Annotated in this window: 19 protein-coding genes; 1 reads left to right on the top strand and 18 read right to left on the bottom strand. The window is 61.6% G+C overall.

Features of this window, described 5'->3' with window-relative positions:
• Positions 1-126 precede the first annotated feature (126 nt).
• The gene (locus J3P90_RS04820; RefSeq protein WP_434611652.1) at positions 127-1,611 is read left to right on the top strand and encodes a GGDEF domain-containing protein; all 1,485 of its coding nucleotides are present in this window, start codon (positions 127-129) and stop codon (positions 1,609-1,611) included.
• Between the two features lie 2 nt (positions 1,612-1,613).
• Here the strand turns inward: J3P90_RS04820 and J3P90_RS04815 are convergent, their stop codons facing one another.
• From J3P90_RS04815 to murD, 18 genes are all read right to left on the bottom strand, one after another.
• Positions 1,614-4,976 (bottom strand): ImcF-related family protein, encoded by a 3,363-nt coding sequence (locus J3P90_RS04815; RefSeq protein ID WP_434675897.1) that lies wholly within the window; start codon positions 4,974-4,976, stop codon positions 1,614-1,616.
• Positions 4,963-5,952: a hypothetical protein gene (locus tag J3P90_RS04810; RefSeq protein ID WP_434676543.1), complete on the bottom strand. Its 990-nt coding sequence runs from the start codon at positions 5,950-5,952 to the stop codon at positions 4,963-4,965. Before J3P90_RS04810 ends, J3P90_RS04815 begins: the two co-directional genes overlap by 14 nt.
• 140 nt (positions 5,953-6,092) lie before the next feature.
• Complete coding sequence (locus J3P90_RS04805; RefSeq protein WP_420767936.1) at positions 6,093-6,356, bottom strand: PAAR domain-containing protein; 264 nt, start codon at positions 6,354-6,356, stop codon at positions 6,093-6,095.
• Positions 6,353-8,731 (bottom strand): T6SS phospholipase effector Tle1-like catalytic domain-containing protein, encoded by a 2,379-nt coding sequence (locus J3P90_RS04800; RefSeq protein ID WP_434675896.1) that lies wholly within the window; start codon positions 8,729-8,731, stop codon positions 6,353-6,355. Before J3P90_RS04800 ends, J3P90_RS04805 begins: the two co-directional genes overlap by 4 nt.
• Positions 8,719-9,177 (bottom strand): DUF3304 domain-containing protein, encoded by a 459-nt coding sequence (locus J3P90_RS04795; protein ID WP_434676542.1) that lies wholly within the window; start codon positions 9,175-9,177, stop codon positions 8,719-8,721. The genes J3P90_RS04800 and J3P90_RS04795 overlap by 13 nt, the downstream gene beginning before the upstream one ends.
• Before the next feature lie 86 nt (positions 9,178-9,263).
• Positions 9,264-9,728 (bottom strand): DUF3304 domain-containing protein, encoded by a 465-nt coding sequence (locus J3P90_RS04790; protein WP_434676541.1) that lies wholly within the window; start codon positions 9,726-9,728, stop codon positions 9,264-9,266.
• A gap of 86 nt (positions 9,729-9,814) precedes the next feature.
• Entirely contained in the window at positions 9,815-10,321 is a 507-nt protein-coding gene (locus J3P90_RS04785; protein WP_434676540.1) for a DUF3304 domain-containing protein, read from the bottom strand.
• Between the two features lie 135 nt (positions 10,322-10,456).
• Positions 10,457-11,206, bottom strand: coding sequence for a DUF4123 domain-containing protein (locus J3P90_RS04780; protein WP_434676539.1), 750 nt, complete (start codon positions 11,204-11,206; stop codon positions 10,457-10,459).
• A 16-nt stretch (positions 11,207-11,222) separates the two neighbouring features.
• Positions 11,223-13,613, bottom strand: coding sequence for a type VI secretion system Vgr family protein (locus tag J3P90_RS04775; protein WP_434675895.1), 2,391 nt, complete (start codon positions 13,611-13,613; stop codon positions 11,223-11,225).
• A gap of 352 nt (positions 13,614-13,965) precedes the next feature.
• Positions 13,966-14,877, bottom strand: coding sequence for a UDP-3-O-acyl-N-acetylglucosamine deacetylase (gene lpxC, locus J3P90_RS04770; protein WP_095106092.1), 912 nt, complete (start codon positions 14,875-14,877; stop codon positions 13,966-13,968).
• A gap of 112 nt (positions 14,878-14,989) precedes the next feature.
• Positions 14,990-16,183: a cell division protein FtsZ gene (gene ftsZ / locus J3P90_RS04765; RefSeq protein WP_420765420.1), complete on the bottom strand. Its 1,194-nt coding sequence runs from the start codon at positions 16,181-16,183 to the stop codon at positions 14,990-14,992.
• A 97-nt stretch (positions 16,184-16,280) separates the two neighbouring features.
• Entirely contained in the window at positions 16,281-17,540 is a 1,260-nt protein-coding gene (gene ftsA, locus J3P90_RS04760; protein WP_003205342.1) for a cell division protein FtsA, read from the bottom strand.
• A gap of 15 nt (positions 17,541-17,555) precedes the next feature.
• Positions 17,556-18,422: a cell division protein FtsQ/DivIB gene (locus J3P90_RS04755; RefSeq protein WP_042729561.1), complete on the bottom strand. Its 867-nt coding sequence runs from the start codon at positions 18,420-18,422 to the stop codon at positions 17,556-17,558.
• A gap of 3 nt (positions 18,423-18,425) precedes the next feature.
• Positions 18,426-19,391 carry a D-alanine--D-alanine ligase gene (locus J3P90_RS04750; RefSeq protein WP_420765421.1) on the bottom strand — a complete coding sequence of 322 codons (966 nt, stop codon included), beginning with the start codon at positions 19,389-19,391 and terminating at the stop codon, positions 18,426-18,428.
• Complete coding sequence (gene murC, locus J3P90_RS04745) at positions 19,388-20,848, bottom strand: UDP-N-acetylmuramate--L-alanine ligase (RefSeq protein WP_434675894.1); 1,461 nt, start codon at positions 20,846-20,848, stop codon at positions 19,388-19,390. The genes J3P90_RS04750 and murC overlap by 4 nt, the downstream gene beginning before the upstream one ends.
• Positions 20,841-21,911 carry an undecaprenyldiphospho-muramoylpentapeptide beta-N-acetylglucosaminyltransferase gene (gene murG, locus J3P90_RS04740; RefSeq protein ID WP_420765423.1) on the bottom strand — a complete coding sequence of 357 codons (1,071 nt, stop codon included), beginning with the start codon at positions 21,909-21,911 and terminating at the stop codon, positions 20,841-20,843. Before murG ends, murC begins: the two co-directional genes overlap by 8 nt.
• Positions 21,901-23,118: a putative lipid II flippase FtsW gene (gene ftsW / locus J3P90_RS04735; protein ID WP_420765424.1), complete on the bottom strand. Its 1,218-nt coding sequence runs from the start codon at positions 23,116-23,118 to the stop codon at positions 21,901-21,903. Before ftsW ends, murG begins: the two co-directional genes overlap by 11 nt.
• Complete coding sequence (gene murD / locus J3P90_RS04730; RefSeq protein WP_434607647.1) at positions 23,115-24,461, bottom strand: UDP-N-acetylmuramoyl-L-alanine--D-glutamate ligase; 1,347 nt, start codon at positions 24,459-24,461, stop codon at positions 23,115-23,117. Before murD ends, ftsW begins: the two co-directional genes overlap by 4 nt.
• Between the last annotated feature and the right edge of the window lie 2 nt (positions 24,462-24,463).

Below are 24,463 nucleotides of genomic sequence, written 5' to 3'. Positions count from 1 at the left end.
GCTCAATTCCGGTGTCACAAGCACAATCTTGCAAAAGGCCAGCATTGTTTGATGCCAGTCATCCGCGGCTGTGGATGAGCAGCCTATGGGAAGGATCCCAGCCATATGACAATGCAGATCGGAATCATGAGCGCGAGCACTGCAACACCCGCCAATATCCCACTTCCAATACGTTCGGAACGGGTACTCGTCTTGGCCAGCTCGCTGGCTGTGATTGCCATCCTGAGTATCGTGACGTTCTTGCTGATCCGTGAACACGCCAGCGCCCAGCAGGCCGCGATCCGTGCGGCGAGCAACATCGTGCAACTGATCGACGCCGACGTGCTGCGCAATGTCGAACTCTATGACTTGTCATTGCAAGGTCTTGTCGCTGCCGCAAAGCGCGACGACCTGAATGATGTATCACCCACGATCCGTCATCTCGCTCTCTTCGACCGCGCCACCGCCGCGCCTTATAAAGGCGACATATTGCTGCTCGACAAGCGTGGTGATGTGATCGCCGATTCCGCCTCGATCCAGCCACGCAAAGGTAATTACGCCGACCGGGAGTATTTCCAGTCTCATCTCCAGGATCCACGCCCGGGCATGATGATCAGCCGGCCCTTCCGCGCCCGTAGCGAACCCCACGACTGGCGGATCAGCTTCAGTTATCGCTTGAACGACGAACGTGGCGAGTTCATGGGCGTGGCCGAAGCCGCGATGCGCTTGAATTACTTCAACCAACTGTTCAAGAGCCTGAACATCGGTCACGGCGGGACGGTCAACCTGGTCAGCCGCGACGGTATCCTGCTGGCGCAAGAACCGCAGTTGGCCGAAGACGTGATCGGCAAGGATTTCAGCAAACGGCCAAACTTCGTACGCATCCTGCGCGAAGGCGACGGCAGCTTCACAGGCCTATCCAGCGTTGACCAGACCCAGCGTCTGTATACCTTTTCCCAGGTGGGTGACTTGCCGTTGATCGTGGTGGTCGCGCTCTCTTCCCAAGAAGTCTTCGCCTCGTGGCAACGCACGGCGCTTCTGGTCAGTGGCGCCACTGGCGCGCTGTGCATCAGCCTGCTCTGGCTCACCTGGCTGCTGCGCCGGGAATTGAAACGCCGCCGCAACGCCGAATGGGAGTTGGCCCAGTTGGCGTCTGTCGATCCTCTGACCGGCCTGGCCAACCGTCGAACCCTGGACCACATGCTGCAACTGGAATGGCTGCGCGCCCAACGCTCCGGCCAGCCGTTGTCAGTCCTGATGATCGACGCGGACCACTTCAAGACATTCAACGATCGCCTCGGCCATCAACGCGGTGACGAGGCGTTGCGAAGCCTGGCTCAGTTGATTGGCGAGCATGTCCGTCGCCCCGCCGACCTGGCGGCGCGTTACGGTGGCGAGGAATTCTCGGTGGTACTGCCGGAAACCACGACGGCCGGGGCATTCACGACGGCGCAGAACATTCGCGAGGCCGTGGAACAGATGCCTGGCGAGATGCCCATGACCGTCAGTATCGGCATCGCCACCTGGGTCCAGGGGCCTTACAGCGAGTTGGAAGAATTGCTGTTCGCCGCCGACAAGGCGCTTTACCAGGCCAAGGCCAGCGGACGCAATCGGGTCGTCTGCGCGATGTAGATCTATCCTTCCGCCGCCCCGCGCCCATCCAAAAATATCCGCCCCGGCAACGTAAACCCTCGCAACTTCAAAAGCGCCATCGGCCCGGCATCCAGTTCGGTGCGCAGGTGCCACGTCAGGCCCAGGCCATCGGGCGCCTTGAGCACCATGCGGTAGCGGCTGTCGCCATCGTCCAGCGCGGTGAACGTGGCCTGTTCCAGCAAGCGGATCAGCCCCCAGGCGCCGGCGTAGTCGGCGAACAACCGTTCGCCGGTGTGGACGCTGGTCCACGTCAGGCTGACGCCGGGGTAGTCGCTGCGTCCTGGCCAGCCGAAGCGCTGCCAGCGCTCCTTCTGGTTGAAGTAGTGGTGTTTCTCTCCGTTGAGGATGAAGGTGGTTTGCACCACATCGCGCACGCCTTTGCCGCTCAGTTCAAAACTCAAGCCCAGGCCGCCGTCGGTGTAGAGCACGTCGGCCAGATCGCTCAGTTGATTGACCGCCTCCAGGAATTGGGGATTGACGCGCAAACCGCGACCGTGGTGGGGATCGGCCACCCAGCGGTTGCCTTCCTTGCGCAACACGCCGCTCAACTGGCTGTGGAGAAAACGCTCGATGCGCCCCGTGTCGGCGCGGATCATTTGCCCCAGCATCGGCAACGAAGCATCGCTGGCCGTCGCGGCGAAGGGATAACGCCCGGTAAAGGCCGCATTCCAATGCTCGACGATCGAGCGCCGCCATTGGCTGTTGAGGCCCGCCGCCGACGGTTGCAGCACTCGCTGCCAGGCCTGTTCCAGCGGTTGCACGAACAGCGTTTCGCCCACGCCGGCCCATTGCGCACCGAGGCTGGCGGCCATCAGACGGCCATAGGACTGGGTATCGGTGAGGTCGATGCCCCGGCCCTGGAACACCGTCTGCGCCAGGGCCTGGGTCATTTCCATGGGGTCGCTGGCCGTGTTGATCTGTTGCAGTTTCAGGCGCACGCGGGTCACTTGGGTGAGGTAGGCCTGGAGGCTCAAATGGTCAGCGCCACCCTTGCCCAGCAAGGCCAACAACGGGCCGAACGTCGGAACCAGCGGGCCGCTCGGCAGGTCGGCCAGCGGGTCTATGGGCGGGGCCTTGTCCGGGCCGATGAGCTTGTGCGCGGACCTCATCAGCGAGTCGCCCAGGGCCGGGGCGCGGGTGCCCGCTTGCCCTTGATAGGCCAGGGTATTGATCAACGCGAGCAGCGGCGATTGGCGCACGTCGCTCATCAGCGTCAACTGGTCGATGACCTGTTCCAGGCTTTTGGGTTGATTGCCCCGCAGGCTGTTGAGAAATACCAGCCAGGCGCCCGCGTAGTCCTTGAAATAACGTTCGGTCAGGCGCGCCTTGAGCTCGCCGGGCGTCAAGCGCACATCGATGTCACCGGGGCGATCACTGAGCACCCAATCGATTTCTTCGCGGCGCGCCTGGGTGATGTCATCGATGGCCTGGCGCACCTGGCCCTCCCAGGCCTGGCGCGTGAACACTCCCGGCACGCTGGCCTTGCTGGAAAACAACCCAGCGGCTTCGGTGTCGCCCACCATCTGTTGCAGGCCCAGGGCTGGATAGTGCTGGGTGGCCTCGTCCAGCACCCGTTGATACAGGCTGGCCTCGGCGTTGCGTTGGCCCAATTGGTCGAGCAGCACCTGGCGCACCTGCGCCACCAACCGCGGGTCGGCCTCGATGCGCCAGTCCGGGTGCGCGGCCAGTTGCTCGGCGTAGAACTGCCACAGGTTCGGTGCGAGGGTCTGCCAGAGCCCTGACGAAATTCCGTCACGCGTGGGTTCGGCGTGGCCCAGGGTCTTGACCAACAGGGGCGCCTCGGCTTTGTCCGGGCGCGCCATCATCAGGTAAGCCTTGAGCTGATCGTAGGCCATACGCGTACGCTCAACGCGCTCGGGGCTGCCCGGCGCCAGCTTGACCAGCGCCTCCAGTTGCCCGCGCAACCTCGCCGCCGCCGGGTCGCGCACCAGGCGGTTATTGGCCTCGACATACCGGGGCCACAACAGTTCGAGCAAGGTTTCATTGCGGTTCAAGCCAAAGCGCTGGTACCACGGCGCACCGGACACGACACGGTGATCCAGGCGAGCCAGCACGTGGACGAGCGCTTCGAGCGCCAACAGTTGCTCCTCTTGGGTGGATGACTGTTGTAACGCCGTCGACAAGGCCTGCGCCTCGACGATCTGCGCCCGATTGCTCACAAAGGACAGCGCCATCCCCGCGCCCCACACCAGCGCCAGGCCCATGAACAGCCCATAGACGACTCGCGGCGCGCCCCACCCCAACCGCGCGCCGACGGCCTTGTCGCGCTGCACGCCGTGCCACGCCGGGTCCGGCCACCAGAAATGCTCGCCGTCAGCGCTTTGCGTCACGCGCAGTGGCAGGCTGAACCACAACCCTCGCAGCATCACCCCCGGGTTGAACCCACTCAACGACGGCGCCAGCGCCTGCCGCCAACGGGCAATGCCCTCGGCCTGCAAATCTCGGGACAGGCGCAGCAGGAAATCGTGGTGCATCCGCTTCTTGATCTTCATCTGGGCAAAGCCCTGGCAACGCAACGGCTCGACCAGATCCTCCAGGCACGCCTCCAGCAGCGACGGCGTCACCTTGGCCGGCAACAGACAACCCACCGGCTGGCTCTCGCGCCCGTCCTGGGACCAGCCGCTCTCGCACACCTGCCACAAGTGCAACGGCAACCGTCGGCGTAGCCGCCGAGCCAGCCCCTGCAACTGCCGCATGCCCTTGGCCAGCGCCACCGCATCGGTGCTTTGCGGTTTGTCCAGCGCCCAGACCACCCCGTCCAGCGCCCGCCAACGGCGTAGGGTGAGCCATGGATTCAACAGTGGGGTTTGCAATTCTTCCTGGACGCTGCCGCCCCATAGCAGCACGGTGCGTTCGCCTTCGAGCCATTTCTTTTTCGCCAGCTCCGGGGCGATGGCGGCGATCTGGGTGGGCTCGCCGACGATGAGCAGCAGACGGACCTTGTGGCGCCAGAGGGGGCCGTATTGGAAGTGGAGGTTTTCGCGTAGCCTGGCCAGCTTCTCTTCGTCGTCTTTCAAATCCGGCTGTGGATTCAATCGGGACGCAGCGACGCTGCCAATGCCTCCCGGCGTGGACCGCTGCGCCTGGCGTACCGTCAAACGATCCCAGGCCAATAAAATCATCGGGCAGAACCAAAAGAGCGCAACCCATGTCCCCAGCCCCCACAACATCAATTGCAGGAACGCGACTGGCGGCAATTCCAGGTGATGGCCCGCCAAGCGATACAGCAGGCAACCGAGCAGCACCATGAATGTCATGACCAGCAGGTAGCCTGACCCCAACCCTATCAATGAGCCCTTGGGCTCGCCGTTATCCCTTGCCATGAGGTTTTGCCACTCCAATTGCCAATCGTTTGTCCGCATCCTGGCTCAGCCAGCCACAGGGCTGTCCGGCCTCCTTTGCATGCAACAACGCCAACGACATGCCGATAAACGGCGCCAGATGCGCCAATTCACCCCAGTGCGCTTCCAATTGATGCTCGATCGCCGACCAGCCGCCGGCCATGAAGGCTTGCTGGCTGGCCTGGTCCATGGCCAGACAGGTCGGCGGGGCTTGCAGCCCGGCATAACGCTGCATCTGTGCGCTGAGCTCAGCGGGGGGGTCGTCAGTCTCGCCCGACAGGTATTCACCACGATGCAACAGCTGCCGCCCTTGACGACTCACCACCCACAAAAAACCACCTTCGCCAGGTGGCGTTGCCGCTTCGGCGCCCTGCACCGAAACCACCCCGGCGCACAGCAGCCAGTCCTCGGCGTGACGGCATTCTTGATTGAATATGTCGATCAGTTCGTCCAGATCCGCCAGGTCTTGCAACGGCAAGCACACCTTTGGCAGCTCGGTGCCGTGGCTGCCCAGCACCTTCTCGAAGGCAGCCAGTTCGATTTCGTCGCCCGCCCAGACAATCGCCCGCAACCTCGGCCACCGCTCCAATATTCCGGTTTGCTCAAAAACCAACCGAGCCAGGTGTTGCGCCAGCGCCGGAGCACGCTCGGCGGACTGGCTGAGTATCACCGGGCAATTCAATGACGGCACCGCAGCCTTGGATCGCGCCATGGGCGTCGGCAGCGGCGTGTCGTTCATCAAGCCCCGATAGTGGATTTGATCATCACCGGCCGGCCCCAACACCAGCACCTCTTCCACCGGCAACCCCAGGCTTCGCCAGCGCCACCAGCGCTGTGTGTCGTCGTCCTGGGTGCGGCGAAACACGTCGTGCCTGAACAAGCCGATCTGCCATGGCAACACCCGCAACGACAACGCCAGCGCCCAGCTCAAGGGCAACACAGCGCTCCACAACCACAATGCCAGGCGTGGCTGATCTTCGGGCCAGAACGGCACCAGGATTGCCAGCTGGGCAACCCACAGTAGCGGCAACGCCAGCCACCAGCGGCCCCAGCGCGGTTCCCTTGGCTGGGCGAACGGCGGGTAACGCGGCGGGCGATTCATGGCTTCACCGATATAAACGACAGCGCCAAGGAGCTGACCAACGTACAACCGCAATCGCAGCGGTACCCGTCCAAGGCCAACAACTGCCCGTTGAAGCTGAACCCTCCCGCGCCTTGGGCGATGCGATTCTCGCCGTGCTTTTCGCAGCGGACCTTGTCCCCCACGCAGGACAGCGGCCGGCCGATCGCCAGGAAACGACCTTCGAGCACTTTGCCGCCGAAGGGGTGTAGAGAGTCGCCTAGGCGGATCACGGGCATCATGGCGCCACCTCCCCATCAAACTCCACCAGCACGCCGGCGAGCCGCAGCATCTCGTCGGTCCGATCGAGGCGCTGCAGATAGTCGTCCTGGGCGATCTGTTTCTTCTGCTCGATAACCACTTCGCCGATATGGCGCGTCGGCTGCAAAATCTTTTCCGCCCCCGGCAGAAACGGCACCACCGCCCCGCTGACCTGGTCGATCACCTGATAACCAATGGTCGCCGCGCCCATACCGGCCGCCACGCCACCCACCCCGCCCAGCGTGCCGCTGCGCTTGATGCCATACACCGTGGCGCCCGCCAGCACCGCCACCCCCAGCATCCGCCCGGCCACCACCACCGGAGACAGGTCACGACTGTTCTCATTGCCGAAATAGGTCATGCGATAAAAGAAGTAGCCGGCCCATAGCTCACGGGATGCCAACTTGTCGTGCATGAACCAGGCCCGTGAATCGTGGATGTGGTCATCGAACAACGCCACCAGCAGCGCCAGGCCAGGGTCCCGGCTGGGCCTGCCGAACCTGTCATCGAACAGTTGCTCGTAACGCAGCTCGCCCGCCGCCTTGATGCTGGCGTGGTCGCGCACCTCATCGTTCTCGTTGAGCAAATAGATCGTGTCGCGCATGACCACGTCCAGGACCGTACCGTACTTGCTGGTTTGTTTGCGTTCGATATCCAGATAGTCGTGCTTGAACTCAGTGGCGGCCTGGCTCAGTTGGGTCTGGTCGATCTGCGGTTCGTAGATCGGCGGGCCGGGATGATTCATCGCCGCCACGGGTTCTTTCTGGCGGTTCTTCAGCACGGTCCGTTTCTTGTCTTCATACTCGCTACGCTGTTGGTCCGTATCGTAGGCCGTGGCTTCCTGGGCCTCGGTGAAGAAAGGTTGATGCTTGTAGCTGTCGTCGTATCGATAGTGATCTTCAACCTGCTCGCGGTCATTGGCATAGCGGCCGATGCGCCAGCCGGTGATCCAGCCCAGTTGCTCGGCCAGGGTGTCTTCGACGGTGGTCGTGAGCAGCAAGGGGTGGTAGCCGTCAGTGGAAATGCTGCCCTGGTCCTCGGGCGAGGTCGTTTGCAGGGTCTGGTGGTGCCAGGCGTTGAAGCGTTCGATGACTTGAGGGCTTATATCGAATTCCTCTGCCACATCCAGCCCCAGCGCTCGCCAATGTTTCTGACTCCTCAGGCTGTCCGGCAGCACTGTTCCCGGTACCTGCAATGGCGCCCCGGCGGCGAAGGCCGCGGCATACAAATCGTGCAGGACGATCTGCGACACCAACTCATCCGTACCGCCACGCGCCTTGCCCTGGTCGTTTTTCGGGTACCCACCGCCCACATCGGAGTGCACGCCGGGGTACACCACTTCATAGGTATTGGATGGGTAGTTGCCGTCCTCGTTACGAACCGAGTCCAGTGGGAAACAGGCACGTTGTTCGAAGGCCGCCACAAAGTGCCGGCAGCATTTGACGAAATCGGGAAATGTCTTCGCGTCCGGCAAGAGCTGGGTGTCATCGGCCCAGTCCATGTGCCCGGCAAAAAAAGGCGTGACATGGGCGATACCCACCGACGCCACGGTATCCAGCAGGCCGAGGAACTCGATGCTCACCGGCAGGCCCAGTAAAGTCTGTTCCGGTTTCTCGGCCTCATCCGGCGTGTCGAACAGCTGGCTCAGCCAGCTCACGAAAGTGCGCGCTTGCGCCGCGCCGCGGGAAAATCCATAGACGAAGAGCTTGACGCCCAGGACTTCAGGCCTGGCTTGACGGACATGGGTTTTCAGGGGTTCCAGCAGGCCCTGCATGACTTGGCGCCGCCGACCAGCGCCGAAGATGCTCATCATAGGAGCTATGTACGTGTCCATGGACTCGACGGCTTTTGCTCGACGATCTTGGGACAATGGCTTTTTGATCAGGGCTGTATGCAAGGCATCAGCCAAAGAAACAAGGGCCCAATTGATACGGTTTTCGCCACCTGTGGCGAACTTCAACCCCTCCTCGCTGTAATCCAGCTCGCCGATTTCTGGAAAAGGGGTTCCGACTCCGGGCATGTAGTAGGAAAAATAGCCACGTTCTTTTGCCGGCGTACCTCTGAGCGACGCATGGAACAGCTTCGCAATATTACTGGGATGCCCTTTCTTCGTATCGTTGTCCTCGTTATTGTTGGTCCCATCAAAAAACAAACTGATGTGCAAACTGTAGCAGCACGCGGAGTGCCGCTTTTGCCCTCGGGCATTGGTCGTTCGACGAAAAGCATTTTTCTCTGCAGTTTGTTTATTGTAGTTCTCGGTCACCTTTCGCATCTCTACGGGCAGACGTCCCCCGACGGGAAAAATCGGCGGCGCCCAAGCCTTAGCCTTCGAGTTATTGACTTTTACTTCGGGCATGTGGAGGGCTCCTTTATTTCCAACAGTTCTTTAATAGGGTAATTGGGTTGACCGTATACCGCACACGCGGTAGTAACCTTGAGTCGATTACAAGTCAGGAAATGCACTTTCAGATCACAGGACTCCGTCCCCAGCCATTCCGGAATTTCTACCGTAGCGCTATGCCGCCGGTAGTTAGCCGAATGCTTGGCATATGCTTCGCGAAACTCAATTGAGGTGACCGAAGGTAATTTTGCGTGTCGATTAGGATCCACCTCCCATTCAATATAAGCCTTCAACCCTGGACGCCATTTGGTCGGCATAATGATGCAACATGAACTGCCTCCTCCCCCGTCCGCCCTATATCCGTTAACCGACAACCAATTGATCGCATTCAACGTATGGTTAACGGCTTCTATATTCCCACCCGCCATCTCGTTGTCCGGTGAAGAACACCCATGCAGCATCAATCCCAGCGAGGCATAGAGCCCCTGCGACGCCCACCTTCTGAGCACCAACAACGGCCGCACTCTGTATGCCTTCGAATTAGTTTTTATTTCGGGCATACGGCTGGCTCCTTCATCTGTTTTTTTTCTTTGATGGGATAGTTTGGCTGGCCGTACACCGCACACGCGGTAGTAACCTTGATTTGATTGCAAGTCAGGAAATGGACTTTCAGATCGCAAGACTCCGTTCCTGGCCATTCCGGCATCTCCACCATGGCGCTATGGCGCTGAAATTTTGCCTCGTGGGCAGCCCAAGCTTCTTCATCGAAACCGAAACCAGCGGTCTTTCGCTTAATTCTTGCAAAACGATTAGGATCTACTTCCCACTCGATATAAGCCTTCAACCCTGGACGCCATTTGGTCGGCATAACGATGCAGCACGAGCTGCCCCCACCGCCGTGAGCCCTATAACCATTAACTGAAAACCAATTAATTGCGCCCAAGGTGTGGTTGACGGCAGCCAAGTTCCCTCCCGCCATCTCGTTATCCGCAGAAGAACACCCCAGCAGCATCAATCCCAGCGAGGCATAGAGCCCCTGCGACGCCCACCTTATGAGCACCGACAACGGCAGCACTTTGTAAGCCCTCGAATTAGTTTTTATTTCGGGCATACGGCAGGCTCCTTCATTTCAAGCGGTTCTTTAATAGGATAATTGGGTTGACCGTATACCGCACACACGGTAGTAACCTTGATTTGATTACAAGTCAGGAAATGGACTTTCAGATCGCAAGACTCCGTTCCTGGCCATTCCGGGATTTCTAACGTTGCGCTATGCCGTTGATAATTAATCTTGTGCCTTACCATAAAAACTCGAAATTCATCGGTTCCTAAAGGCGGTGCATCCGCAAAAGGATCAGGATCCACCTCCCATTCAATATAAGCCTTCAACCCTGGACGCCATTTGGTCGGCATAATGATGCAACACGAACTGCCTCCTCCCCCGTCCGCCCTATATCCGTTAACCGACAACCAATTGATCGCATTCAACGTATGGTTAACGGCTTCTATATTCCCTCCCGCCATCTCATTATCCGCAGAAGAACACCCATGCAACATCAACCCCAGCAAGGCACAAGAACCTCGCACTATCGATTTGCGGAACATCAACTGCCTCATGGAAAAGTCCTTTTTATCAACTTCCTAAATCACGCAAAAAACCGCTTCGTCCGGAATCTTTTTTTTGCATGCGATCCGTTATGCAGCAATAGCCACCGCGACCATTGCCGGTCCTCCTTGGAACTAAAAAGCGCGGTTGCGCACATACTCGCTGAGATCGTTGAAGTAATTCTCTTTGGCTGCCTTTACGACCAGCCGATATAACAACGCGAAACGCTGCTCCTGACTTTCCTCAAGCTGATCAAATTGGCCGCTATCAAAAAGCTGCTGCGCATCGGAGATGCATCCGATCAGGTCGCATTGCTCATCACTCAGTTCGACGGTGGGCGGTATGTCGATGCGCCCCCGTGTCTGGCTGGCGCCCCGTCGCCATTGCGGCTGGCCGTCCCGATCCAGCCAGCTCCAGTAACTGACAGGGAGCAGGAATTGGAGGCGCTGTTGGTCGCTCAAGATGGAGGAAATCAACAGAGGGAAGATTCGCGGGTCGTAGTACCGCAACAAGCCTGGCTGCCCACCCCAGTTCATTTGGGACAAGGTTTGCAGGGCCAAGCTGAGCGCGTCGAAGGGCAACGGGGAGATCGCGACCAACAGCCGGGCATCGGCTGCACAGTGAGTCATGAGTTCTTCCAGCCAGGCTCGATGTTGCCAATGCGCCAGATCCAGCCGCATCAACAGCGGCGCTTGCTCCAGCAGGTTTTCCTCCGGTGTACCGGTAAACAACGAATGCCATGCTATCTCTGGCATTATTTGTTTCAGGGCCGGGATAGCGCAGCTGTCCCAGTCGGACTGGTCCAGCAAAAGGTCCACTCGCTGTATGTCCGCAGTCACGCAGACGTGTTCTATCTGCTGTTGCCATTCGCTTGGCGCTGCCATGTATGTATTCCTTATTTCAGCTTTCACGCGGAAGAATTCCCACGGCGTTTTCGCGGGCCATCTCCAGGCATTCCTTGCACACCGATTGCGGCAAATCCGCCAGTGCAAAAGATTGCCCGGCAGGCAGTTCCCAGACGTGCTGCCCCTTGAGGTTCAGCTTGCCGGGGCTATGGATATCGATTGCGCCGGTCGGGGTAATCCGAATGAACCCACCCCCACACGCCAGGGTGAGGCCATTCTTCGCCGTCACCTGCACATGCCCCTGCACCGACTGCACGGTGATGTCCTGCTGGGCTTTCATGCCCATCCCATCGCCGTGGGATTCGATGTCCAGGGGTCCTTTGCCGGAGACCAGGCGCAGGCCTTCCTGTTGGGCCAGCAGCGAGATGCCCTGGTTGGCGTGGGCCGACAGCCGCTTGGCGGCGGCGAGGTTGATTTCGTTGTGGCTTTGCAGGTACAGCGCGTCGCCGCTCTTGAGCAGCAGGCTGGCCGGGGTGACGGCGCCGATGCCCTGGGGGGCGCTGAGCAGGATGGCGGCGGCCGAAAGGTCTTTTGCGTCGGCCTGGAGTTGTTCCAAGCCGCGCAGGTCGGGTTTGCGGCTGTGGTGGGCCTGGGCGATGTCCTGCCATTCGGCCATCTGCTGTCTGGCACCTTCGACCTGGGCGGTGGCCGGGTCCATGCTGAGGACGTCGCCCTTGGCCTGGGTTTGCTCATCAGCACTGATAAACACCCCCTTGCCCGCACGAAGGGCGCCATGTCCATCGGTGCGCAACTCAAACCCTTCCCCCCGCTTCGTCTGCTCGGCATCCACCAGATGCCCCAGGTTCAACTGGCTCTTGCCGCTGTGCTCGGTGCTGAGCTTGATGTGCTCCTGCCCGCGGGTGTCGTCCATGCGTAGTTTGTTGTTGGTCGGAGTGCGCAGCACGTTGCGGCGCTCGTTGCGGGCGGTGACGGGGTTCGGGTGCCGGTCGTCGTGCAGGGCGTGGGCGATGTAGGGGCGGTCGGGGTCGCCGTGCTCGAAAGCCACCGCCACTTCGGTGCCGGCCTGCAGCGGGAAATGCAGGCCGTGGGTGTCGCCGCCGTAGGGTCGGGCCAGGCGCAGCCAGGCGCTTTCGCGGCCGGCTTGCCAGGTGTCGCGGTCGAACAGGAAGCGCACCTTGTAGCGGCCCTCGAAGTCGAGGTCAGCGTACGGCGGGTTGACTTCCGGGTGACTGACGCGGGCGGGAATGGTGCCGCTGATGCGCGGCTTGGGCGGCAGCGGTGGGCGAAAGCACACGGTTTCCGAGTAAGGAATCGCTTGGAAGGTGGCGATGAAGCTGCGGTCCCGGGCCGCTTCGGTGCGCAGGCTGACGATCACCGCGCCGAACTCGAAGGCCTGGGGCGCGCCGCCGGTGATTTCGAGCATCTGGGCCAGGGCCAGGGTGGCGCTGCTGGTGGTGCCGCTGAGGCGGGTCTGGTCATTGAGGTAGAGTTCATGGCGCAGGCGCGCGTAGAAAAAACCACTTTCGCTTTGCAGGTCCTCGTCCAGGGCGTAGCGCTCGCCCAGCACCGTGTAAGGTTCGCCGTAGTGATAGGCCTCGCCGTAGGTGCCCTTGGCGCGGCGGGTATGGTCGACCTCGCCGTCGAGGAACGCGTAGGCCTCGCGATGGTGGTAGGCGCGAAAGTTGATGTTTTTTTCCACCACCTGGTGGGCGGTTTGCAGGTGCCAGACCGCGTCCTGCTCGTTGGCGCACAAGCCGGACGGCGGGCGACACGGCAACTTGACGCCGCGCTGGTAGTGCCGCTGATCGTCGTGAAACTCCACCACGTCGATGCTCAGGCGGTCATCGCTGACCACCCGGTACCAGATGCCGACATCAGCCAGCAGGCGCTCGATGAAGGCCAGGTCGCTTTCGTCGTATTGCATGACCTGTTCACGCCGGGGGTAGTCGCGCACCACATTGAAATAGAAATGCTGGCCCCGGAAATCATGGCGCGTGCGCAGGATGTGTTCGACGATCTGCGGCACCGACTGGTGCTGGTAGATCCGAAACTGCTTGCCCCGCGCCAGCAGCGCGAAACGCGGTTGCAACGTGATTTCGTAGCGGGCTTCGTCGTTGGAGCCGGACAGGCGCTTGAACGCCGTGATCGCGCCATTGAACGTGCGCAGCGGCTTGATCTCCGGCGGCGCGAAGCCCTTGGGCGTCGGCGGTGGCGGCAGCGGGTAAAGACTGAAGTAGGCATCCCGGTTGAGCAGGTCGGTGACCACCAGGTCGCGCTCGGTGCAGGTGAATTCGATGCGGTAGTGGTAGGGCCGGCTCAGGTGCTCCTCGCCGGTGAAGGCCAGGACGTCGAGATGGGCTGTGAGGTCGCAGACGCTCAGGGTGTGGCGGCTGTGGTCGAAGAAGGTGGGCCGTTGATCAAGCATGTTGCCGATCCCCCCAGGCGTTTGCAGCCGCTTGTTCCAAGAGGGAACGTGACGGGGCAAAAACCGTGTCGGCGTCGCTTTGATTGAAATCGAGTTGGTGCTGTTCAGATCGGTCTGCTGGCATGACTTCCCTTGGTGCCCGCGTCTTACGCGGGATTGGTTTTCAAGGGCATTCAGCGTGACTTACTTCAGAGGGTTGTTCCATCGAGTAACAACGGGTTCGGCGACGTTTGGGAAGCGTCCTATAGGGGAATATCGCAATCCCTTAGGAAATGACCCACACGGGGTTCATTGCCGCCATAAAAAAGGGCCACCCGAAGGCAGCCCTTAAAAAACTAGAGAGGTTTTTTGCTTACACGGCCGCGACAGGACGCATGTAAGAGATGGGTGCGGTGCTGGCGTCTTCGAACGTCACGACTTCCCAAGCATCTTTCTGCTCAATCAACTTGCGCAGCAGCTGGTTGTTCAGTGCGTGGCCGGACTTGAAGCCCTTGAACTCACCAATCAGGCTATTGCCCAGCAGGTAGAGGTCGCCGATTGCATCGAGGATCTTGTGCTTGACGAATTCGTCTTCATAACGAAGGCCGTCTTCGTTCAACACGCCATCGGAGTCGACCACGATCGCATTTTCAACGCTGCCGCCGAGTGCGAGGTTGTGCTTGCGCAGGTACTCGATGTCACTCATGAAACCGAAGGTACGGGCGCGGCTGACTTCTTTTACGAACGAAGTGCTGGAAAAATCCACGCTTGCACTCTGGGTGCGGTCACGGAAAACCGGGTGATCGAAATCGATCTCGAAGCTCACCTTGAACCCTTCGAAAGGGACGAAAGTGGCGCGCTTGTCGCCGTCTTCCACTGTCACTTCCCGCAGGATGCGGATGAATTTCTTGGCCGCGTCCTGCTCTTCCAGGCCAGCCGATTGAATCAGGAATACGAAGGGTCCGGCACTGCCATCCATGATCGGGACTTCGGACGCGGAGAGCTCGACGTAGGCGTTATCGATGCCCAGGCCAGCCATGGCCGAGAGCAAATGCTCCACCGTGTCCACTTTGACGTCACCGTTGACCAGTGTGGTCGACATAGTGGTTTCACCGACGTTTTCCGCGCGAGCAGGAATCTGCACCACAGGGTCGAGGTCGGCACGACAAAACACGATGCCGGTGTCGACAGGCGCGGGCTTGAGGGTCAGGTAGACCTTCTCGCCGGAGTGCAGGCCGACACCTGTGGCACGGATAATATTCTTCAGGGTGCGTTGTTTAATCATGGCATGGGCCGCTTCAGCGCAAATTGCGAACTGGTATCAACAAAGGCTGGCGATGATAGCAGACCAGACCTTTGCTGAACACCAATCACCCGTATACCCCTGATACATTCCATCAATCGGCCTGACGACGCAGGAAAGCCGGGATGTCCAGGTAATCCAGATCATCTTGCGGATTCATCTTCGCGGCAGTCGCAGCACCCGCCTGGGCCTGGTTGCGCATGACGGTCGGACGGTCCAGGTCACGGTAGTTCACCGCAGGCGTTTCCTGACGAGCGGCAGCTGGCTGCTGTGGCTGCGAAGCCATGGCAGTCTGCACGGTGTTGTCGATCACCTTCATCGGCTTCTCGATTTTCGCGCCCAGGCCAGTGGCAACCACGGTCACGTGCAGCTCGTCACGCATGTCCGGATCGATCACGGTGCCGACCTTGACCATCGCGTGGTCGGAAGCGAATGCCTCGATGATGCTACCCACGTCGGAGTACTCGCCCAAAGACAAGTCCGGACCGGCGGTGATATTCACCAGGATGCCGCGGGCGCCCTGCAGGTTTACATCTTCCAGCAGCGGGTTGCGGATGGCCGCTTCGGTGGCTTCGCGAGCACGGTTCGGACCGCTGGCGCAGCCAGTGCCCATCATTGCCATGCCCATTTCGGACATCACGGTGCGCACGTCGGCAAAGTCGACGTTGATCATGCCTGGACGCTTGATGATGTCGGAGATACCGCGAACGGCACCGGCCAGTACATCGTCAGCCTTGGCGAAAGCCGACAGCAGGCTTGCGTCTTTACCCAGGATGGTCAGCAGCTTCTCGTTGGGGATGGTGATCAACGAGTCGACGCTTTCGCTCAGCGCGCGGATGCCTTCATCGGCGATCTGCATGCGCTTGCGGCCTTCGAACGGGAACGGACGGGTCACCACCGCAACGGTGAGGATGCCCATTTCCTTGGCCACTTCGGCAATGATCGGCGCTGCACCGGTACCGGTACCACCGCCCATGCCCGTGGTGATGAACACCATGTTGGTGCCGGCCAGGACTTCAGCGATGCGCTCGCGGTCTTCCAGGGCAGCCTGACGGCCAACCTCGGGATTCGCGCCGGCACCCAGGCCCTTGGTCACGCCGGTGCCCAGTTGAAGGATGGTCCGCGCGCCGATGTTTTTCAGCGCTTGAGCATCGGTGTTGGCGCAGATGAATTCGACGCCTTCGATGTTGCTCTTGACCATGTGGTTGACAGCGTTGCCGCCGCCACCGCCGACACCGATTACTTTGATAACCGGGCTAGCGGGGATGTTGTCTACGAGTTCGAACATGTTCCCTCTCCTTTCATTCTCTAGTTTTTTCGCCTACTGCGTTTTATTGCCGTCTTGCAACGCCGAGCCTGAAACCCGGCGCCTGAAGCTTGAATCTTTAGAAATTGCCTTTCACCCAGGCCTGGAGCCGCTCGAACAACGGAGCCTTGGGCTCGTCGCTGCTGTAGCTATCGCGGCTGCCAATCCCTGAGAACGAGATCCCGTCGGATTGCTTCTGCAGGCCGTACATCAACAGGCCCACGCCGGTGGAATAGATCGGGTTGCGGACCACGTCGTCCAGCCCCTTGACGCCATGCGGCACGCCCAGGCGCACCGGCATGTGGAAAATCTCTTCGGCCAGCTCGACCGCGCCTTCCATCTTCGACGTACCGCCGGTCAGCACGATGCCGGCCGGGATCAGGTCTTCGTAGCCACTGCGACGCAGTTCGGCCTGGATCAGCGTGAACAACTCGTCGTAACGCGGCTCGACCACTTCGGCCAGCGCCTGGCGCGACAGTTCGCGCGGCGGACGGTCGCCGACGCTCGGCACCTTGATGGTTTCACCGGCACCGGCCAGTTTCGCCAGGGCGCAGGCGTAGCGGATTTTGATTTCCTCGGCGTACTGGGTCGGGGTGCGCAGCGCCATCGCGATGTCGTTGGTCACCTGATCGCCTGCGATCGGGATCACGGCCGTGTGGCGAATCGCGCCTTCGGTGAAGATCGCGATGTCGGTGGTACCGCCGCCGATGTCCACCAGGCATACGCCCAGCTCTTTCTCGTCGTCGGTCAGCACCGAGTACGCCGAGGCCAGCTGCTCGAGGATGATGTCGTCGATTTCCAGGCCGCAGCGGCGCACGCATTTCTCGATGTTCTGCGCGGCGTTCACCGCACAGGTCACCACGTGGACCTTGGCTTCCAGGCGCACGCCCGACATGCCCAGGGGCTCGCGCACGCCTTCCTGGTTATCGATCACGTAGTCCTGCGGCAGGGTGTGCAGCACGCGCTGGTCGGCCGGAATCGCTACGGCCTGGGCCGCGTCGAGTACGCGCTCGAGGTCGGCGGAGCTGACTTCGCGATCACGAATCGCCACGATGCCGTGGGAGTTCAGGCTGCGGATGTGATTGCCCGCCACGCCGACGAACGCCGAGTGGATCCGGCAACCGGCCATCAGCTGCGCTTCTTCGATGGCGCGCTGGATCGATTGCACGGTGGACTCGATGTTCACCACCACGCCTTTTTTCAAGCCGCGGGACGGGTGTGTACCGATTCCGACGATGACCAGCGTGCCGTCGTCCGCGACCTCGCCTACCAGCGCAACCACCTTGGAAGTGCCGATATCCAGACCGACGATCATTTTCCCGCTTTGCACGTTTGCCATGGGTCCTGCCTCTTCTTAATTCTTCGCGACGGCGGGTTCGGCCGTCGTCGGCGCTACAGGTTCCCGCCAGCCAACAGCGAGGCCGTTGGCGTAGCGCAGATCGATGCGCGCAATGTTCGTAATCTGTTCTTTGAGCGTCTTGTCATAGATGGCGATGAAGCGGCGCATCTTTTCCACCAGGTTGCCGCGCCCGAGCAGCAGCTCGATGCCCGGCCCCGAGCTGCCCGCGCCAGTGGTCAGGAACCAGCTGCCGCGTTCACGCAATTCCAGGCGCGCGATGGAGAAGCCCAATGGCCGCAACATCTGGCTCAACACCTGGTATTGCTGCATCACTTGTTGCTGGGCCCGCTGTGGACCGAACAGTTGGGGCAAATGTTCATAATTGGCCAGTTCCCGTGGCGTAAACGCCTGGCCCTGGTTGTTCAACAGCGACTCGTCGCCCCAACGGGCCACCGGCAATTGCTCTTCCAGGCGGATCGACACCTGGTCCGGCCACACTCGCCGGACTTCGGCGTGGGCGATCCAGGGCATCTGCTCCAGTTCCGTGCGCATGCCCGCCAGGTCGATGGTGAAGAAGCTCGACGCGACGAACGGGGCAATCCGCTGCTGCACCGCCTGCTGGCTGATGTAGCTCAGGTCGCCCTGGACATTGATCCGGGCAATCGGCCGGTCGGCATAAGGCAGCAACCGTTGCGCGCCTTCATACGTGCCGAACCCCAACGCCACCAGCAGCACCGGCCAGAACAGGCTCTTGAGAAAACCAAAATTGGCTTTCGGCAAGCGCGCCGACATCGGCTCTTTGGCCACCATTCGGCTGGCACCCCGCGGCACCGGCTTGCGACCGGGTGCGGATGGCTGATGACGAAGCGATGCGCCTTGCATGGCTTAACCTCTTGGCTCTTGATGGCCGACACTGGCAGCCAGGATCGCCAGCACCAGTTGCTGGAAATCCAGGCCGGCGGCACGCGCCGCCATCGGCACCAGGCTGTGATCGGTCATGCCGGGGGCGGTGTTGACTTCCAGGAACCAGAACTGCCCATCGGCGTCCTGCATCACGTCCGCCCGGCCCCAACCGGCGATGCCCAGCGCCTCACAGGCCTTGGCCGTGAGGTCCATCAGTTCTTTTTCCTTGGCGGCATCCAGCCCGCAGGGGATGCGGTACTGGGTGTCATTGGCGATGTATTTGGCGTCGTAGTCGTAGAACGTGTGGGGCGTGCCCAGGGCAATCGGGGGCAACACCTGATCACGCAGGGTGGCGATGGTGAACTCCGGACCGGTGATCCATTGCTCGACCAACACTTGCGAATCGTAGGAACTGGCGTCCTTCCAGGCTGCGGTCAACTCAGGCAGCGAATTCACTTTCGCCATGCCAATACTGGAACCTTCATGGGCCGGTTTGACGATCAAAGGAAAGCCCAGTTCCGTGGCCGCCGAAATACAATCGGCCTCGCTGGCGAGCACGGCGTGACGCGGCGTCGGAATGCCGAGGCTGTGCCAGACCTGCTTGGTGCGCAGCTTGTCCATCGCCAGGGCCGACGCGAGGATGCCGCTGCCGGTGTAGGGAATGCCCAGGCATTCGAGCAGCCCTTGCATGCTGCCGTCTTCGCCGCCGCGACCGTGGAGAATGATGAACGCACGGTCGATTTTTTCGCTCAGCAGGCGCTGCAGGAAATCGTCGCCCACGTCGATGCCGAAGGCGTCGACGCCAGCGCTCTGCAAGGCTTGCAGCACGGCGTTACCGGACTTGAGGGACACCTCGCGCTCGGCACTCTTGCCGCCGAACAGCACGGCGACGCGGCCAAAGGCTTTCGGGTCAAGGGTCGAGGCCAGGTTGGCGTATGCAGCAGTCATTTCAGTTTCCCCTCGCTGGAGGCCACGATGGCTCCGGCGAATAACGGACTATTCAACAATTTCGGGGCCAGGCCACCGATGTCACCCGCGCCCTGGCACAGCAGGATGTCCCCAGCGCGCAGCAATGGCTTGACCAGCGGCGCGAGGTCCACGCCACGGTCGATGTAGATCGGGTCCAACTGGCCACGCTGGCGGATGCTGTGGCACAGCTGGCGGCTGTCGGCGCCGGGGATCGGCTCTTCGCCGGCCGGATAGACTTCCATCAACAGCAGCACGTTGGCATCGGCCAGGACCTGGACAAAATCGTCGTACAGGTCGCGGGTGCGGCTGTACCGGTGCGGTTGATAGACCATCACCAGGCGCCGCTCCGGCCAGCCACCGCGCACGGCCTTGATCACCGCCGCGACTTCGGTCGGGTGGTGACCGTAATCGTCCACCAGCATCACGTTACCGCCGTCCACCGGCAGCTCGCCGTAGACCTGAAAACGTCGGCCCACGCCCTGGAAGCCCGACAAGCCCTGGACGATGGCTACGTCGCTGACGCCTTCGTCGGTGGCTATGCAGATGGTGGCCAAGGCATTGAGCACGTTGTGGTTGCCGGGCATGTTCACCGAGACGTCCAACGGCTCGCGGTCAGGACGCAACACGGTGAAGAAGGTCTGCATGCCCTTCTGGCGCACATTGATGGCGCGCACATCGGCTTCTTCCCCAAAGCCGTAGGTCACGGTTGGGCGCTTGATCAGTGGCAGGATTTCACGAACCACCGGGTCGTCCAGGCACACCACGGCCAAACCATAGAACGGCAGGTTGTGGAGGAACTCGACGAAGGTTTTCTTCAGTTTGTTGAAGTCGCCGTCGTAGGTCGCCATGTGGTCGGCGTCGATGTTGGTCACCACGGCCACCAGCGGTTGCAGGTGCAGGAAGCTCGCGTCGCTCTCGTCGGCTTCGGCGATCAGGTAGCGGCTGGTGCCCAGCTGGGCATTGGTGCCCGCGGCATTCAGACGACCACCGATCACAAAGGTCGGGTCCAGACCACCGGCGGCGAACACCGAGGCGATCAGGCTGGTGGTGGTGGTCTTGCCGTGGGTGCCGGCGACGGCGATGCCGTGGCGATAACGCATCAGCTCGGCCAGCATCTCGGCCCGTGGCACCACGGGAATACGACGTTCCAGGGCGGTGGCAACCTCCGGGTTGGAGGTGTTCACGGCGCTGGACACCACCAGCACGTCGGCATTGGCGGCGTTCTCGGCACGGTGGCCGATAAAGATCTGCGCACCGAACGATTCCAGGCGTTCGGTGACCGGGGAAGCCTTCAGGTCGGAACCCGAGACCTGGTAACCCAGGTTCAGCAACACCTCGGCGATCCCGCACATGCCCACGCCGCCGATACCGACGAAGTGGATGCGACGGATGCGGCGCATTTCCGGTTGTGGCATGGCTTTGCGATTCTCAACCATGGGCCACCTCCAGGCAGGTGTCGACCACTTGGGCCGTGGCATCGGGTTTGGCCAGGCGGCGCGCGGCGCGAGCCATGTCTTCGAGTGTTTGCGGCTGCATCAAGACCTCTGTCAGGCGCGCGGCAAGATCCGCGGCGCCAGTCGTTCTTTGCGGCATCAGGAAGGCAGCGCCTTCACGGGCCAAATAATCGGCGTTGCGAGTCTGGTGATCGTCGATGGCATGGGGCAAAGGCACCAGCATCGAGGGCAGACCGGCGGCAGCCAGTTCACTGATGGTCAGCGCGCCTGCGCGACAGACCACCAGGTCGGCCCAGCCATAGGCCTGGGCCATGTCTTTGATGAAGGGCTGCACTTGCGCCTCGACGCCAGCGGCGCGATAGCGTTCGGCAGTCACTTCATCGTGGTTTTTGCCGGCCTGGTGAAACACTTCCGGCCGCAGTTCGGGGGCAACCTGCGACAGGGCTTCGGGCAGCAGCTTGTTCAACGGTTCGGCCCCCAGGCTTCCGCCCAGGACCAGCAAACGCGCCTTGCGTCCGGCCAGGGCCGGGCGCGGTGCAGCGAGGAACAGCTCCGTACGCACGGGATTACCCGTGGTGCGACGGCTGCCCGACAGGGTAAAGGTGTCCGGGAAGGCTTCACATACCCGGGCGGCCAACGGCACCAATAACCGATTGGCGGTACCGGCCACGGCATTCTGCTCGTGGACGATCACCGGCACACCGGCCAGTTTTGCCGCAACACCGCCGGGGCCGGTCACATAGCCACCAAAACCGACCACGCACACCGGCCGCAGCCGACGAATGATCGCCCGCGCCTGCCAGACCGACTTGAGCAGCATCAGCGGCGCCTTGAGCAGCGACAGCTTGCCTTTGCCCCGCAGGCCGCTGGCATTGATCCGGTGCAGCTCCAGGCCAGCGGCGGGCACCAACTCATTCTCGATGCCCCGTGGCGTACCCAGCCAATGCACGGTGTAGCCGCGCGCCTGGAACTCCCGGGCACAGGCCAGCGCCGGGAACACATGCCCGCCGGTACCGCCCGCCATGATCAGCACGTTAGCGCCCATGAGTCGGCTCCTCGGCGAAGTCGCTCTCCTGGAATTCCATCTCTTCGCTGCCCAAGTGGGTTCGGCTCTCCCATTCGATGCGCAGCAACAGGCCGAGACAGGCACAGCAGATCACCAGGGAGCTGCCGCCATAACTGAGGAACGGTAGCGTCAGGCCCTTGGTCGGCAACAGGCCGACGTTCACGCCGATGTTGATCAGGAACTGGCCGATCCACAGGAACGACAGGCCATACGCCACATACGCGGCGAAGAACTGCTTGGCCTTCTCGGCCCACAAGCCGATGTACATGCCACGCACGCAGACGAACACGAACAGTGCAACGGTGCACAAGGAGCCCACGACGCCGAGTTCTTCGGCCAGTACCGAAAACACGAAGTCGGTATGCGCTTCCGGCAGATAGAACTGCTTCTGCACACTGTTGCCCAAGCCCACGCCCAGCCACTCGCCACGGCCGAAGGCGATCAAGGCCTGGGTCAATTGATAGCCGGAACCGAACTGGTCGGCCCACGGATCGGTAAACGTGATCAGACGCGCCATTCGATACGGTTGTGCCTGCACCAGCACGGTCACCGCCGCCACGGCCAGCGCCACCATCAGGATGAAGCGGAACAGCCCGACCCCACCGAGAAACAGCATCGCCGCAGCCGCGCCCATCATCACTACCGTGGCGCCGAAGTCCGGCTCCATCAGCAACAGGCCTGCCATGGGCAGCAACACGATGAATGGCTTGAAGAAGCCCATCCAGCTTTCGCGCACTTCCTTCTGGCGACGCACCAGGTAACCGGCAAGGAAAATCACCACGAAGACCTTGGCGATTTCCGAAGGCTGGACGTTGAAAAAACTGAAGCCGATCCAGCGCATCGAGCCGTTGACCTCGCGGCCGATGCCCGGCACCAATACCATGACCAGCAGGCCGAAGGCCCCCAACAGCATCATCCAGCCCAGGCGTTGCCAAGTGGCGATCGGCACCATCATGGTCACGATGCAGGCACCCAGGCCGATCACCAGGTAAATCAGATGGCGGATCATGTGGTAAAGCGTGTTGCCCGACTGAACGGCAGCCACTTCCGACGACGCAGAGGTTATCATCACCAGGCCCAGGCCGAGCAATGCCAGGCAACCGGCGAGCATCGGGAAATCGAGGTCGATGCCACGGCCGGTGATCAGCGGCGACGGGTACGGCTTGATGATGTTCAGCAAGCTCATGCCAAGTCCTCCACGGCCTGGGCGAACTGGCGCCCGCGCTCTTCGTAGTTCTTGAACATGTCGAAACTGGCGCAGGCCGGCGACAACAGGACGGCATCGCCCGCTTGCGCGAGGGCGCGGCATTGCTGCACTGCCTCATCCAGCGAAGCGACACGAACCAGCGGCACCGCATCGCCCAACGCCTGGGCGATCAGTTCGCGGTCGCGGCCCATCAGCACCACGGCACGGCAATTGGCGGTCACGGGGCCGCGCAGGTCCTTGAAGTCGGCGCCCTTGCCGTCACCACCGGCGATCAGCACGAGCTTGCCGTCGATGTCCGCGCCCAGGCCTTCGATGGCCGCCAGCGCGGCACCGACATTGGTGGCCTTGGAATCGTTGTACCAGGCCACGCCATCCAGATCGCGCACCCATTGGCAGCGGTGTTCCAGCCCTGCGAACTGGCGCAAGGCCGAGAGCATGGCGTCGAACGGCAGACCGACCGCGTGGCCCAGGGCCAGCGCCGCAAGGGCATTGGCCTGGTTGTGGGCGCCGCGGATTTTCAACTCACGCACTGGCATCAGGTTCTGGAATTGGAAAGCGAGGTATTTTTCGCCGTTCTCTTCACGCAAGCCGAAGCCTTTGAAATCCGGAACACCCAAGCCGAAGGTCCAGCACGGCAGCCCTTCGCCCATCAGCGGACGGGTCAACGCGTCCTGGCGGTTGAACACGACCTGGCGGGCGCCACGGAAAACCCGGTGCTTGGCCAGGTGATACGCCGGCAGGCCGCTGTAGCGGTCCATGTGGTCTTCGCTGATGTTGAGCACCGTCGCCACTTCGGCGCCGAGATGGTCGGTGGTCTCAAGCTGGAAGCTCGACAGTTCCATGACATACAGCTCGATGTCATCGCCGAGCAGGTCCAGGGCCGGGGTCCCCAGGTTGCCGCCCACGGCGACGCGCTTGCCGGCCGCCGCGGCCATTTCACCGACCAGAGTGGTGACGGTGCTTTTCGCGTTGGAGCCGGTGATGGCGACAATCGGCGCCTTCGCGTTGCGGGCGAACAGCTCGATGTCGCCGGACAGTTTCACGCCTCGGGCAGCCGCAGCCTGCAGCGCCGGAGTCGCCAGGGCCAGGCCGGGGCTCACGTAGAGCTCATCGGCGCGGCACAGGAACTCGACGTCCAGCTCGCCACAACGCACGTCCACCTGCGGATAGTCACGGCGCAGCGTGGCCAGCTCAGGGGGATTTTCCCGCGTATCGGCCACGGCAAACGACACGCCCCGGTTCGCCAGGAAGCGAACCAGGGACATGCCGCTCTTGCCGAGGCCGACAACGATGCGGAAGTGGTCAGAAGCGATCAGGGACACTC

Origin of the sequence: Pseudomonas sp. D3-10 (genome assembly GCF_051132175.1) — a bacterium.
In the GTDB taxonomy this organism is placed as follows: Bacteria; Pseudomonadota; Gammaproteobacteria; order Pseudomonadales; family Pseudomonadaceae; genus Aquipseudomonas.
Note: the sequence above shows the minus strand (reverse complement) of the source record. Positions and strands in the feature narration are given on the sequence as shown.

Coding starts and splice junctions, on each gene's coding strand:
- J3P90_RS04820 (WP_434611652.1), top strand. CDS start 127: ATGAGCGCGAGCACTGCAACACCCGCCAATATCCCACTTCCAATACGT.
- J3P90_RS04815 (WP_434675897.1), bottom strand. CDS start 4,976: ATGGCAAGGGATAACGGCGAGCCCAAGGGCTCATTGATAGGGTTGGGG.
- J3P90_RS04805 (WP_420767936.1), bottom strand. CDS start 6,356: ATGATGCCCGTGATCCGCCTAGGCGACTCTCTACACCCCTTCGGCGGC.
- J3P90_RS04800 (WP_434675896.1), bottom strand. CDS start 8,731: ATGCCCGAAGTAAAAGTCAATAACTCGAAGGCTAAGGCTTGGGCGCCG.
- J3P90_RS04795 (WP_434676542.1), bottom strand. CDS start 9,177: ATGCTGCATGGGTGTTCTTCACCGGACAACGAGATGGCGGGTGGGAAT.
- J3P90_RS04790 (WP_434676541.1), bottom strand. CDS start 9,728: ATGCTGCTGGGGTGTTCTTCTGCGGATAACGAGATGGCGGGAGGGAAC.
- J3P90_RS04785 (WP_434676540.1), bottom strand. CDS start 10,321: ATGTTCCGCAAATCGATAGTGCGAGGTTCTTGTGCCTTGCTGGGGTTG.
- J3P90_RS04780 (WP_434676539.1), bottom strand. CDS start 11,206: ATGGCAGCGCCAAGCGAATGGCAACAGCAGATAGAACACGTCTGCGTG.
- J3P90_RS04775 (WP_434675895.1), bottom strand. CDS start 13,613: ATGCTTGATCAACGGCCCACCTTCTTCGACCACAGCCGCCACACCCTG.
- lpxC (WP_095106092.1), bottom strand. CDS start 14,877: ATGATTAAACAACGCACCCTGAAGAATATTATCCGTGCCACAGGTGTC.
- ftsZ (WP_420765420.1), bottom strand. CDS start 16,183: ATGTTCGAACTCGTAGACAACATCCCCGCTAGCCCGGTTATCAAAGTA.
- ftsA (WP_003205342.1), bottom strand. CDS start 17,540: ATGGCAAACGTGCAAAGCGGGAAAATGATCGTCGGTCTGGATATCGGC.
- J3P90_RS04755 (WP_042729561.1), bottom strand. CDS start 18,422: ATGCAAGGCGCATCGCTTCGTCATCAGCCATCCGCACCCGGTCGCAAG.
- J3P90_RS04750 (WP_420765421.1), bottom strand. CDS start 19,391: ATGACTGCTGCATACGCCAACCTGGCCTCGACCCTTGACCCGAAAGCC.
- murC (WP_434675894.1), bottom strand. CDS start 20,848: ATGGTTGAGAATCGCAAAGCCATGCCACAACCGGAAATGCGCCGCATC.
- murG (WP_420765423.1), bottom strand. CDS start 21,911: ATGGGCGCTAACGTGCTGATCATGGCGGGCGGTACCGGCGGGCATGTG.
- ftsW (WP_420765424.1), bottom strand. CDS start 23,118: ATGAGCTTGCTGAACATCATCAAGCCGTACCCGTCGCCGCTGATCACC.